Genomic DNA, 12,145 nt, shown 5'->3' with positions numbered 1-12,145 from the left:
TTAGATAGGTGAAAATATGGCTTGTGCCACCTAAGACTTGGCGATTGCCAAGTTTTTGTAATGTTAGTAGACGGAGGGTATTTCAAACATGAATCAAGATACAGTTGTAAATGTAATAGGTGCAGGATTAGCAGGAAGCGAGGCTGCATGGCAATTAGCTAAAAGAGGAATACAGGTTCGTTTGTATGAAATGAGACCAATTAAACAAACACCAGCACACCATACAGACAAGTTTGCCGAGTTAGTTTGTAGTAATTCACTTAGAGCAAATACACTAACGAATGCTGTTGGTGTGTTAAAAGAAGAGATGAGAATCCTTGACTCTGTTATTATTAAAGCGGCTGATGAATGTGCCGTTCCTGCTGGTGGAGCGTTAGCTGTTGACCGTCATGAATTTGCAGCAAAGGTAACAGAGCTTGTAAAGGGTCATCCTAATGTTACAGTAATTAACGAAGAAGTAGGGGAAATTCCAAGTGGTCCAACAATCATCGCAACTGGTCCGCTAACATCTAAAAGTCTATCAGAACAATTGAAGTCATTAACTGGTGAGGAATATCTATATTTCTATGATGCAGCAGCACCAATTATTGAGAAAGATAGCATTGATATGGAAAAGGTGTACTTAAAATCACGATATGATAAAGGGGAAGCTGCTTACTTAAACTGTCCTATGACAGAAGAAGAATTTGATCGTTTTTATGAAGCACTAATTGCAGCTGAAACTGTTCCTTTAAAAGAATTTGAAAAAGAAATTTTCTTTGAAGGTTGTATGCCAATTGAAGTAATGGCACAAAGAGGCAGAAAAACAATGCTGTTTGGACCTTTAAAACCTGTTGGTTTAGAAGATCCGAAAACAGGGAAAAGACCATATGCAGTTGTCCAACTGCGTCAGGATGATGCAGCAGGTACACTATATAATATCGTTGGTTTTCAAACACATCTCAAATGGGGACCGCAAAAAGAAGTGCTGTCATTAATTCCAGGCCTTGAGAATGCAGAAATTGTACGTTATGGTGTTATGCATCGTAACACCTTTATTAATTCCCCTAGGTTGTTAAAGTCAACTTACCAATATAAAGACCGTGAAGATTTATTTTTTGCAGGCCAAATGACAGGTGTTGAGGGATATGTGGAATCAGCTGCTTCTGGATTAGTAGCAGGGCTAAATGCTGCACATCTAGTATTAGGTAAAGAATTAATTGAATTTCCTAACGCCACGGCTATTGGAAGCATGGCAAAATATATCACGACAGCAAATGCTGATAACTTCCAGCCAATGAACGCAAACTTCGGTATATTTGCTGAATTACCAGAGCGTATCAAAAGTAAAAAAGAACGCAATGAAATGCATGCTAATCGAGCATTAGAAACAATTCAAAAAATTTCGAAAAATTTATAGAAAATTATTTGCAAGGGCTACTAGAGTTGTGATAACATTTAGTAGCCCTTGTGAGGTGTTATGATGGAAAATGTAAAGATTTATTTAAATTTCTTCGTTGAGTATTTACAAATTGAAAGAAATTATTCACAATATACAATTGTGAATTATGTCACTGATATAGAGGATTTTTTTTTATTTATGAAAGAACAAGTTATCCTACATCTAGAAGAAATTACATATAATGATACACGTTTATATTTAACGCAGTTACATAAGAGGAATTATTCTAGAAAAACAATTTCAAGAAAGATCTCATCGTTAAGAAGCTTTTTTAAATTTCTAGTCAGAGAAGAAAAGCTTAATGAAAATCCTTTTTCATTAGTGTCATTACCTAAAAGAGAGCAAAAAATACCGCAATTTCTATATGAAGAAGAAATCGAAAAGTTATTTTCTATTTCTGATTGCACCACTCCATTAGGGCAAAGAAACCAGGCTCTAATTGAGATCCTCTATGGTACAGGAATTCGTGTAAGTGAGTGTTGTGCAATTCGATTATCTGATATTGATTTTTATATAGGTACCGTCCTTGTTCATGGGAAGGGTGGTAAACAAAGGTATGTTCCTTTTGGCAGTTATGCTCAGGATGCAATTGAACAATATATCCATCAAGGTAGAAAAATATTACTCAGCAAACTGAAAACACCTGAAGAACATTCCTATTTGTTTGTCAATAATCGAGGAAATCCTTTAACAGATCGTGGTGTTAGGCATGTTCTTAATGAGATGATTAAAAAGACATCCTTAACATTACATATTCACCCTCATATGTTCAGACATACCTTTGCAACACATTTATTAAATGAAGGTGCAGATATGAGAAGTGTTCAGGAACTTTTAGGTCATTCACATTTATCATCAACTCAAGTGTACACCCATGTAACGAAAGATCATTTAAAACGGATTTATATGTCTCATCACCCTCGTGCCTAATAGCATAAACTTAGGAGGTAGTAAAATGTCTCAATTTCATGCGACAACAATTTTTGCGATTCAACATAATGGCAAGGCGGCTATGGCTGGCGATGGTCAAGTCACATTTGGAAATGCTGTTGTTATGAAGCATACTGCGAAGAAAGTGCGTAAAATTTTTAACGGAAAAGTTATTGCTGGATTTGCAGGTTCTGTTGCAGATGCATTTACTTTATTTGAGCTTTTTGAAAGCAGGCTTGAAGAGTATAACGGCAACTTACAGCGTGCAGCAGTTGAATTAGCAAAGGAATGGCGAAGTGATAAAGTATTAAGACGACTTGAAGCGATGCTTATTGTTATGAATGAAGAGCATCTTTTATTAGTTTCTGGTACAGGTGAAGTTATTGAACCTGATGATGGTATTTTGGCAATTGGCTCTGGTGGTAATTATGCTTTATCTGCTGGGAGAGCCTTAAAGCGGTTCTCAGGTGATCATTTATCAGCAAAAGATATCGCCGAAGGTGCATTAACTATTGCTGGTGAAATTTGTGTATATACTAATCAAAATATCATTGTCGAAGAACTTTAATAAGGGAGGCAAATACATTGAATAATCAACTAACACCAAAACAAATTGTTGAGCGATTAGATCAATATATTATCGGACAAAAGGATGCAAAAAAAGCGGTAGCAGTTGCACTTAGAAATCGCTATCGAAGAAGTTTGTTAAATGAAAAGCTTCGTGAAGAGGTTGTTCCTAAAAACATCTTGATGATTGGTCCTACAGGTGTTGGGAAAACGGAAATTGCACGAAGAATTGCTAAGCTTGTCCGCGCGCCTTTTATTAAAGTTGAAGCAACCAAATTTACTGAAGTTGGATATGTAGGTCGAGATGTTGAATCGATGGTTCGTGATTTAGTTGAAACAGCTGTTCGATTAGTAAAAGAAGAAAAAATCGCAGATGTAAAGGGACTTGCTGAAGAAAATGCAAATAAGCGTTTAGTCGAACTGCTTGTCCCAGGTAAAAAGAAACAATCAACTGTAAAAAATCCCTTAGAGATGTTGTTCGGCAGTACTTCGAACACATCACAAGAGCAAGAAGATAGTAATAATGAAGAAGCAACAATACAAGAAAAACGTCGCCGCATTTCACATCAATTAGCATTAGGTGAATTAGAGGATCACTATGTAACAATTGAAGTGGAAGAACAACAAGCATCAATGTTCGATTTGTTACAAGGTTCCGGTATGGAACAAATGGGTATGAATATGCAAGATGCTTTAGGTAGTCTTATGCCTAAAAAAAGGAAAAAGCGTAAACTAACTGTACGTGAAGCTAGAAACGTTTTAATAAATGAAGAAGCAAGTAAGCTTATTGACATGGATGAAGTAACACAAGAAGCAATTATTCGTTCTGAACAAACAGGAATCATTTTCATAGATGAAATTGATAAAATTGCGGGGAAATCAAAAGGCGGGTCTACAGCTGATGTTTCAAGAGAAGGTGTACAACGTGATATCCTTCCTATCGTCGAAGGATCTACTGTTGTGACAAAGTATGGCCCTGTAAAGACAGATCATGTTTTATTTATTGCAGCAGGAGCATTTCATATTGCAAAACCTTCAGATTTAATACCTGAACTGCAAGGAAGATTTCCTATTCGGGTTGAACTTACGAAGTTAAGTGTTGATGATTTTGTGAAAATATTAATTGAACCTGATAATGCATTATTAAAACAATATCAGGCATTAATTGAAACGGAAGGTATACAATTAGAATTTTCTGACGATGCTATTCGTAAGATAGCTGAAGTTGCATTCGAAGTCAATCAGAATACAGATAATATTGGAGCAAGAAGATTACATACGATTCTAGAGCGTCTTTTAGAAGACCTTTCTTTTGAAGCGCCTGATATTAATCTAGAAAATATCGTTATCACACCTCAATATGTTGAAGATAAGCTTGGGAAAATTTCAAAAAATAAAGATTTAAGTCAATATATTTTATAACATTTTAATATGCTACAGGAGGAAATAATTCATGCCACTATTACAAAAAACACGCAAAATTAACGCTATGCTCCAACGAGCGGCGGGAAAACCAGTAAATTTCAAAGAAATGGCAGAGACTTTAAGTGAAGTTATCACAGCTAATATTTTTGTAGTAAGTAGAAGAGGAAAATTACTTGGATTTGCAATAAATCAACGAATTGAGAGCGATCGAATGAAAAAGATGCTTGAAGATCGTCAATTCCCAGAAGAATATACAAATAGCCTATTTAATATTACAGAAACATCATCAAATATTAATTTTGAAAGTGAATATACAGCTTTTCCAGTAGAAAATCCTGAGTTATTTAAGAATGGTTTAACAACGATTGTACCTATTATTGGGGGCGGAGAGCGCCTTGGTACATTAATTTTAGCTAGAGTTGAAGAACAATTTGAAGATGAGGATTTGATTTTAGCTGAATATGGAGCAACTGTTGTCGGTATGGAAATACTTCGTGAAAAAGCGGAAGAAATTGAGGAAGAAGCTAGAAGTAAAGCTGTAGTTCAAATGGCTATTAGTTCTTTATCATATAGTGAATTAGAAGCAATTGAACACATCTTTGAAGAATTAAGCGGCAACGAAGGATTGCTAGTTGCAAGTAAAATTGCAGATCGCGTTGGGATTACTCGTTCTGTCATTGTCAATGCACTACGTAAACTAGAGAGTGCAGGTGTTATTGAATCTCGCTCGTTAGGTATGAAAGGAACATATATCAAAGTATTAAATGATAAGTTCCTAATGGAATTAGAAAAATTAAAATCAAATTAATCAAAAAAGCACTTCAAGTTAACTTGAAGTGCTTTTTTAATTCTGAAAATGGAAAAAAAATCATATGCAATATTGTCGAGAAATGTGATATCCTGATTTAGCATTGTAAATAAACAAATTATATAAATGAAAATTATTTTATATGTATATAGTTTTAGCAATAAATATGAATAGGCTAAAAACTTAATTTGCCGCACAATTTTTAGCAAAAAAATGAAATTACAAACCTTCGATAATAGCAACCCCTTCGAAAGAAGGATACGCAAAGCTGCGGACCTAAGGAGAATTTCTCTATGGTAGCCGGGTTACCGAAAAGGATTGGAAAAAGTCAAATATTCTATGTGAATATATAACTTTTGCCCACCAATCTTATTTGGTGGGTATTTTTTTGCTGTCATACATTTTATTTTAATAGGGAAAAAGTCCCTATTTTGAAAATAAAGAGAAAATCCGACTTTTTTTCTCTAAGTCTTCATAGACTTTAAGACTATTATTTCATACAATTAAGATAACAAATAGCATATTTCGACACTATACGATACGTGTGGATTTTTATTTTTGTGGGGGATACGATGAAATTATTTTCAAATACCATAAACCAATTAGAACAAGCAATAAATCAATCAACTACTAAACAAAAAGTGATATCAAACAACATAGCTAATGTTGACACCCCAAACTACAAAGCTCAAGATGTTCGTTTTAATCAATCTTTCAATAATGAGCTTCAAAAACTAAGTGCAAATAAAACAAATAATAAACATATTGATTTTGGAACAACAGGAAATGGATTCCAGATACTTACGAAAAAGAATTCTAATTACCAGCATAATGGGAACAATGTGGATATTGACCAAGAAATGACAGAGATTGCAAAAAATCAGATCCAATATAACGCACTAATTGATCGTTTAAGCAGTAAGTTTAATTCATTAAAAACAGTCATAAAAGGTGGAAATTAACAATGTCAATTTTTCAAGTGATTAATACATCTGCATCTGCACTAACAGCACAGCGTGTAAGAATGGATGTAATTTCATCAAATATGGCGAATATGGATTCGACAAGAGGAAAATTAGTTGATGGAGAATGGCAACCATATCGTAGGAAAATAGTTGTAACACAGCCACAGGGCGATCAATTTTCATCCTTTTTGAATAAGGCTATGGGCTCATCAGATGCTGATGGGGTAAAAGTAACGGAAATTGTCGAAGATGAAACACCGTTTGAACTGATATATGATCCAGACCATCCGGATGCAAATGAAGAGGGTTATGTAGCTATGCCAAATGTTGACCCATTAAAAGAGATGGTCGACTTGATCAGCAGCACAAGATCTTATGAAGCGAATGTTACAGCAATGAATGCAACTAAGGGAATGTTAATGAAAGCATTAGAAATAGGAAAATAAGGTGAATGAAATGATTAATAATGTAAATCCATTTAGTTTAACAACACAACCAATACAAGTACAACAAAAAACAAATGTATTAAATACTAATTCTAATACTAGTAAACCGAGTTTTGCAGATGCTTTAAAGAAGTCAATTGAACAAATTAATCAATCACAAATTGAATCAGATAAGATGACCGAGGCATTGGCAACCGGTAAAAATGTTGAATTACATGATGTCATGATATCTGCTCAAAAAGCGAGTGTGACGATGTCATTAGCGGTCGAGGTGCGAAATAAAGCGATCGAAGCTTATCAAGAAATGATGAGAATGCAAGTTTAGTAGTGCATTAAAGTTATGACGCAATGGTCACTACGCTAGCAAAGTCATCATAACCGGGGGACTTCATGGAATGAACGAAAAATTAATAGATATAAAAACTAAACTAAATGAATTGTGGCAAAGTAAAAGTAAAGTGCAAAAAACACTCATTATTACTGGTGCACTTTTATTTTTTGTGTTTGCAGGTTTATTAACATACTTTATGTCAAGACCTAACTTAGTTCCTTTATACTCTAACCTTTCACCAGCAGAGACTGGACAAATTAAAGAAACGCTTGATTCAAAAGGCATAGAGTCTGAAATTACAAACAATGGAGCAACAATATTAGTACCAAAAGAGCAAGTTGATACATTAATGGTCGAGCTTGCTGCTGAAGGAGTGCCAAATACAGGAACAATTGACTATTCTTACTTTGGTCAGGATTCTGGTTTTGGAATGACAGATAAAGAGTTTGATGTTATTAAGCTAAAAGCTACACAAACTGAACTGGCGAACTTAATGAAAGGAATCGAGGGAGTCAATGATGCCAATGTAATGATCACTCTTCCTGCTGAATCTGTTTTTGTAGGGGAACAGACAGAAGGAGCATCAGCATCAGTTGTCCTTAACTTAAAACCTGGTGCTCAATTAGATCAAGATAAAGTAAATGCACTTTTTCATTTAGTATCAAAAAGTGTTCCCAATCTTTCTACAGATAATATCGTCATCATGGATCAAAACTTTAATTATTATGACTTAAATAATGGTCAAAACTCTTCACCAGCATCAAGTTATGCTACACAACAAGAAATTAAGACACAAATTGAGCAAGACATTCAACGAGATGTACAAAAAATGCTCGGAACAATGATTGGACAGGATAAGGTTGTCGTATCAGTAACAACAGACATCGATTTTACACAGGAAAATCGTGAGGAGAATCTTGTTCAACCAGTGACAGAAGAGAGTGAAGAAGGTATTGCAGTAAGTGTTGAAAGAATCACAGAAGCATACACAGGGAATGGGGCTGCTGCGGCTGGAGGAGTAAATGGCACAGGAGAAACCGATATTCCTGGATATGAGTCAACAACTGAAACTTCTGGAGATGGAGATTATGAACGGATTGAAGAGAGAATTAATAATGAAGTAAATAGAATTAATAAACAAATTGTTGAAAGTCCTTATAAAATCCGTGATATAGGCATTCAAGTTATGGTAGAGCCTCCTGATCCGGAGGACCCGCTATCATTTACAGCAGATCGAGAAGAAGATATTCAACAAATTTTGTCAACAGTAATACGAACATCAATTAATAAAGATTCAACCGAAGAACCACTAACCGAAGAGCAAATTGCAGAAAAGGTTGTTGTTTCTGTTCAACCGTTTGATGGCAAACAACAACTTGCTGATACTGAAACAACACCAATGATCCCGGTATGGATCTATATCGTTGCAGTTGTTTTAATTTTAGGTATTATCATTTTAATAATCTTGTTAATTAGAAAGAGAAAACAAGAATTTGAAGAGTATGAAGAAGATGAGGAATTAACTATTCCAGAGCCAATTAGAGTTCAAGATATTAATAATGAAGTTGAAACAGAAGGAACTGTTCGTAGAAAGCAGCTTGAGAAAATGGCAAGAGAAAAACCAGAAGATTTTGCTAAGCTTTTGCGTACATGGATTTCAGAGGAGTAGGGGGCTATGAATATGGCAAGGAAAGATAATAGTAATTCATTAACGGGCAAGCAAAAAGCTGCCATCCTCTTAATCTCTTTAGGACCTGAAGTCTCAGCATCTATATATAAGCATCTATCTGAGGAAGAAATTGAGAAGTTAACGTTGGAAATCTCGGGAGTTCGAAAAGTAGAATCGAATAAAAAAGAAGAAATTATTGAAGAATTCCATGATATTGCAATGGCTCAAGATTATATTTCTCAAGGTGGTATTGCTTATGCTAAACAAGTACTTGAAAAAGCATTAGGGGAAGAAAAAGCGACAAGTATTATTCATCGACTTACATCATCCTTACAAGTACGTCCATTTGACTTTGCGAGGAAAGCAGATCCAGGACAAATTTTAAATTTTATTCAAAATGAACATCCGCAAACAATTGCACTCGTATTATCGTATCTTGAACCTGCTCAATCAGGACAAATTTTATCTGAGCTTCCACAAGAGCTACAAGCGGATGTTGCTAGAAGGATTGCTGTTATGGATCGAACAGCTCCTGAGATTATCAATGAAATTGAACAAATTCTTGAACGTAAGTTGTCATCAACCGTCACTCAAGATTACACACAAACTGGTGGGATCGAAGCTGTGGTAGAAGTGTTAAATGGTGTTGATCGGTCAACGGAAAGAACGATTCTTGATTCACTTGAAATTCAAGACCCTGTATTAGCCGAGGAAATCAAAAAGAGAATGTTTGTATTTGAAGATATTGTTACACTTGATAATCGTGCAATCCAACGTGTGATTAGGGATGTCGATAATGATGATTTAATGCTTTCTCTTAAAGTTGCAAGTGAGGAAGTTAGAGAAGTCGTTTTTAAAAACATGTCTAAACGTATGGTTGATACCTTTAAAGAGGAAATGGAATATATGGGACCTGTTCGACTGCGTGATGTAGAAGAGGCACAATCTAGAATTGTCGGAGTTATCAGAAGACTTGAAGAAGCTGGTGAGATTGTCATAGCACGTGGTGGAGGAGATGATATTATTGTCTAGGCTGATTAAATCCCAATTTGCAAAAAAAATAGACAATGATAAGCAGACCATCGCTGTACAAACTATACAGGCATTTTTAAACGATAAATTGAAAACCTCTGAAGATCCAGATTTATCGGCTCAAGCCTCCCTTATTATTCAATCTGCAAAAGAAGAAGCTGATCAAATGATTCAAACAGCACAAGCAGAAAGAGTGGGAATCATACAACAAATTGCTGAAGAACAGAGAGCTTGGGAGCATGAGAAGGATCAACTTTACGAACAAATCAGGCAGGAAGCTTATGCAGAAGGCTTAGAAATTGGTAGACAAGAAGCTTTAAGGCAATATCAAGGATTAATCGAAGATTCTCAGAGAGTTGTTGACCTAGCAAAGAATGATTACGATGAGAAAATTCAAAAAGCAGAAGAAACGATTCTTGGCTTATCGATAGAAATTGCACGTAAAGTCATTTCATCGATATTGATTGATTCACCTGAAAAGTTTTTACCTGTAGTTAGACAAGGATTAAAAGAAGTAAAAGAATTTGACCATATTAAAATTCATGTCCATCCTTCACAGTACGAACTATTGATTAGTCAGAAAGATGAACTAAATGCCTTAGTGACAAATGATACAGATATAAGTATTTATGCTAATGCAGATTTAAAGATAGATGACTGCTATATAGAATCAGACTATGGGCGAATGGATATTAGTATAGATACGCAGCTGCAACAATTGAAAAATCAGTTATTACAACTTCTTGACGAAGGATGATCCCCAATTGAGAGCAATAGACTTGTTTCATACTATTGAGATGTTAGATTCATATAAACGCTATGGAAAAGTAAAAAAGGTAGTAGGACTTATGATTGAATCAAAAGGTCCTGAAAGCTCTATTGGTGATTTATGTTATATCTATACAGGTTCAAATAAGAAAATAAAAATCCCTGCGGAAGTTGTAGGTTTTAAAGATGAAAATGTCCTACTTATGCCATATTTGCAAGTAACAAATATCGCACCTGGCAGTATCGTTGAAGCAACTGATGGCCCGCTAAGAGTAAAAGTAGGAACAGGTTTAATTGGTAAAGTAATTAATGCGTTTGGGCAACCATTAGATGAGTCAAGTTTACCTAAAGGACTTACATATGTCCCAACAGATCAATCCCCACCAAATCCGATGAAACGACCGCCAATCCATGAAAAAATAGAAGTTGGTGTGCGTGTAATTGATAGTTTATTAACAGTAGGTAAGGGGCAGCGTATCGGTATTTTCGCAGGAAGTGGTGTAGGAAAAAGTACGTTAATGGGAATGATTGCACGAAATACGAATGCAGATATTAATGTTATTGCACTTATTGGGGAACGTGGTCGTGAAGTCCGTGAATTCATTGATCGGGATCTTGGACCTGAAGGGTTGAAAAGATCAATTGTTATTGTAGCAACTTCAGATCAACCTGCACTTATGAGACTAAAGGCTTCATATACAGCTACTGCTGTTGCAGAATATTTCCGAGATAAAGGGCTTAATGTCATGTTTATGATGGATTCTGTAACACGAGTTGCTATGGCACAACGTGAAATTGGACTAGCTGTTGGTGAACCGCCAACAACAAAAGGGTATACACCTTCTGTCTTTGCGATATTACCTAAGCTATTAGAAAGAACTGGAACAAATAATTATGGAACAATTACTGCATTTTATACTGTCCTTGTTGATGGTGATGATTTGAATGAACCGATTTCAGATACTGTGCGCGGTATTCTTGATGGACATATCGTTTTAGATCGAAATCTTGCAAATAAAGGGCAGTTTCCAGCAATAAACGTTTTAAAAAGTATCAGTCGTGTTATGAATCAAATTATCGATCAAAATCATCGATCAGCTTCAACAAAACTTAGGGATTTGCTTTCTACCTATTTGAACTCTGAAGATCTTATAAATATTGGTGCATATAAAAGAGGTTCATCTCGAGAAATTGATGAAGCGATCAAGTATTATCCTAAAATCATTACTTTCTTGAAACAAAATGTAGAAGATAAAGTTTCGATTGAGAAAAGTATTGATTCTCTTATTCAGTTCATGGAAAAAGGTGAATTCTAATGGGATATCAATTCAGGTTTCAAAAGATTATGGATATAAAAGAAAGTGAAAAAGAGAAATCGTTAGCAGAATACAATCAATCGGTGCATGATTTTGAAAATGTTGCACATAAACTATATGATTCGCTTAAGCAAAAAGAAGTGCTTGAAGAAAATACGATTTCCAAACTTAATCAGGGAATGTCGGTACAAGAAATAAGACACTACCAACAATTTGTTACCAATTTAGAAAAGACAATTACACACTATCAAAAACTTGTTTTATTAACTCGTAATCGGATGAATGAAAAGCAAGTTAAGCTAATGCAACACAATTTAGAAGTGAAAAAGTATGAAAAGCTTAAAAACAAACAACAAGAAGATTACAGTATTAATATGAAGCAACTAGAAAATAAACATATGGATGATCTTTCAATACAGACCTATATGTATCGAGGAAATTAGGTGA

At 35.0% G+C, this 12,145-nt stretch carries 13 protein-coding genes and 1 riboswitch; all 13 genes read left to right on the top strand.

The window, feature by feature from the left end; all coding sequences use genetic code 11:
- The first annotated feature begins 88 nt into the window (after nucleotides 1-88).
- The 13 genes from trmFO (at nucleotide 89) to fliJ (ending at nucleotide 12,141) form a co-directional block, all read left to right on the top strand.
- Nucleotides 89-1,399, top strand: a complete 1,311-nt coding sequence (gene trmFO, locus GMB29_RS17465; protein WP_136351254.1) for an FADH(2)-oxidizing methylenetetrahydrofolate--tRNA-(uracil(54)-C(5))-methyltransferase TrmFO — start codon at nucleotides 89-91, stop codon at nucleotides 1,397-1,399.
- Between the two features lie 63 nt (nucleotides 1,400-1,462).
- Nucleotides 1,463-2,371, top strand: coding sequence for a tyrosine recombinase XerC (gene xerC / locus GMB29_RS17460; RefSeq protein WP_136351253.1), 909 nt, complete (start codon nucleotides 1,463-1,465; stop codon nucleotides 2,369-2,371).
- Between the two features lie 25 nt (nucleotides 2,372-2,396).
- Nucleotides 2,397-2,939 (top strand): ATP-dependent protease subunit HslV, encoded by a 543-nt coding sequence (gene hslV / locus GMB29_RS17455; RefSeq protein ID WP_136351252.1) that lies wholly within the window; start codon nucleotides 2,397-2,399, stop codon nucleotides 2,937-2,939.
- 17 nt (nucleotides 2,940-2,956) lie between these two features.
- Nucleotides 2,957-4,360: an ATP-dependent protease ATPase subunit HslU gene (gene hslU / locus GMB29_RS17450; RefSeq protein ID WP_136351251.1), complete on the top strand. Its 1,404-nt coding sequence runs from the start codon at nucleotides 2,957-2,959 to the stop codon at nucleotides 4,358-4,360.
- A 31-nt stretch (nucleotides 4,361-4,391) separates the two neighbouring features.
- On the top strand, nucleotides 4,392-5,171 hold the full coding sequence (gene codY, locus GMB29_RS17445; RefSeq protein WP_136351250.1) for a GTP-sensing pleiotropic transcriptional regulator CodY: 780 nt from the start codon (nucleotides 4,392-4,394) through the stop codon (nucleotides 5,169-5,171).
- 227 nt (nucleotides 5,172-5,398) lie between these two features.
- Nucleotides 5,399-5,484: riboswitch (cyclic di-GMP riboswitch) on the top strand.
- A 259-nt stretch (nucleotides 5,485-5,743) separates the two neighbouring features.
- Nucleotides 5,744-6,133, top strand: coding sequence for a flagellar basal body rod protein FlgB (gene flgB, locus GMB29_RS17440; RefSeq protein WP_136351467.1), 390 nt, complete (start codon nucleotides 5,744-5,746; stop codon nucleotides 6,131-6,133).
- 2 nt (nucleotides 6,134-6,135) lie between these two features.
- Nucleotides 6,136-6,582, top strand: a complete 447-nt coding sequence (gene flgC / locus GMB29_RS17435; protein WP_136351249.1) for a flagellar basal body rod protein FlgC — start codon at nucleotides 6,136-6,138, stop codon at nucleotides 6,580-6,582.
- 10 nt (nucleotides 6,583-6,592) lie between these two features.
- Nucleotides 6,593-6,907: a flagellar hook-basal body complex protein FliE gene (gene fliE / locus GMB29_RS17430; protein WP_136351248.1), complete on the top strand. Its 315-nt coding sequence runs from the start codon at nucleotides 6,593-6,595 to the stop codon at nucleotides 6,905-6,907.
- Between the two features lie 70 nt (nucleotides 6,908-6,977).
- A complete protein-coding gene (fliF, locus tag GMB29_RS17425) occupies nucleotides 6,978-8,582 on the top strand; it encodes a flagellar basal-body MS-ring/collar protein FliF (RefSeq protein ID WP_136351247.1) in 1,605 nt (534 codons plus the stop codon).
- Nucleotides 8,583-8,594: 12 nt separating this feature from the next.
- Nucleotides 8,595-9,614, top strand: a complete 1,020-nt coding sequence (gene fliG, locus GMB29_RS17420; RefSeq protein ID WP_136351246.1) for a flagellar motor switch protein FliG — start codon at nucleotides 8,595-8,597, stop codon at nucleotides 9,612-9,614.
- Nucleotides 9,607-10,371: a flagellar assembly protein FliH gene (gene fliH / locus GMB29_RS17415; protein ID WP_168733742.1), complete on the top strand. Its 765-nt coding sequence runs from the start codon at nucleotides 9,607-9,609 to the stop codon at nucleotides 10,369-10,371. Before fliG ends, fliH begins: the two co-directional genes overlap by 8 nt.
- A 40-nt stretch (nucleotides 10,372-10,411) precedes the next feature.
- Entirely contained in the window at nucleotides 10,412-11,698 is a 1,287-nt protein-coding gene (gene fliI / locus GMB29_RS17410) for a flagellar protein export ATPase FliI (RefSeq protein WP_235883116.1), read from the top strand.
- Nucleotides 11,698-12,141, top strand: a complete 444-nt coding sequence (fliJ, locus tag GMB29_RS17405; protein ID WP_136351243.1) for a flagellar export protein FliJ — start codon at nucleotides 11,698-11,700, stop codon at nucleotides 12,139-12,141. The genes fliI and fliJ overlap by 1 nt, the downstream gene beginning before the upstream one ends.
- The last annotated feature ends 4 nt before the right edge of the window (nucleotides 12,142-12,145 follow it).

The organism is Metabacillus sediminilitoris (genome assembly GCF_009720625.1).
Classification (GTDB): domain Bacteria; phylum Bacillota; class Bacilli; order Bacillales; family Bacillaceae; genus Metabacillus; species Metabacillus sediminilitoris.
Note: the sequence above shows the minus strand (reverse complement) of the source record. Positions and strands in the feature narration are given on the sequence as shown.

Coding starts and splice junctions, on each gene's coding strand:
- trmFO (WP_136351254.1), top strand. CDS start 89: ATGAATCAAGATACAGTTGTAAATGTAATAGGTGCAGGATTAGCAGGA.
- xerC (WP_136351253.1), top strand. CDS start 1,463: ATGGAAAATGTAAAGATTTATTTAAATTTCTTCGTTGAGTATTTACAA.
- hslV (WP_136351252.1), top strand. CDS start 2,397: ATGTCTCAATTTCATGCGACAACAATTTTTGCGATTCAACATAATGGC.
- codY (WP_136351250.1), top strand. CDS start 4,392: ATGCCACTATTACAAAAAACACGCAAAATTAACGCTATGCTCCAACGA.
- flgB (WP_136351467.1), top strand. CDS start 5,744: ATGAAATTATTTTCAAATACCATAAACCAATTAGAACAAGCAATAAAT.
- flgC (WP_136351249.1), top strand. CDS start 6,136: ATGTCAATTTTTCAAGTGATTAATACATCTGCATCTGCACTAACAGCA.
- fliE (WP_136351248.1), top strand. CDS start 6,593: ATGATTAATAATGTAAATCCATTTAGTTTAACAACACAACCAATACAA.
- fliF (WP_136351247.1), top strand. CDS start 6,978: ATGAACGAAAAATTAATAGATATAAAAACTAAACTAAATGAATTGTGG.
- fliG (WP_136351246.1), top strand. CDS start 8,595: ATGGCAAGGAAAGATAATAGTAATTCATTAACGGGCAAGCAAAAAGCT.
- fliI (WP_235883116.1), top strand. CDS start 10,412: ATGTTAGATTCATATAAACGCTATGGAAAAGTAAAAAAGGTAGTAGGA.
- fliJ (WP_136351243.1), top strand. CDS start 11,698: ATGGGATATCAATTCAGGTTTCAAAAGATTATGGATATAAAAGAAAGT.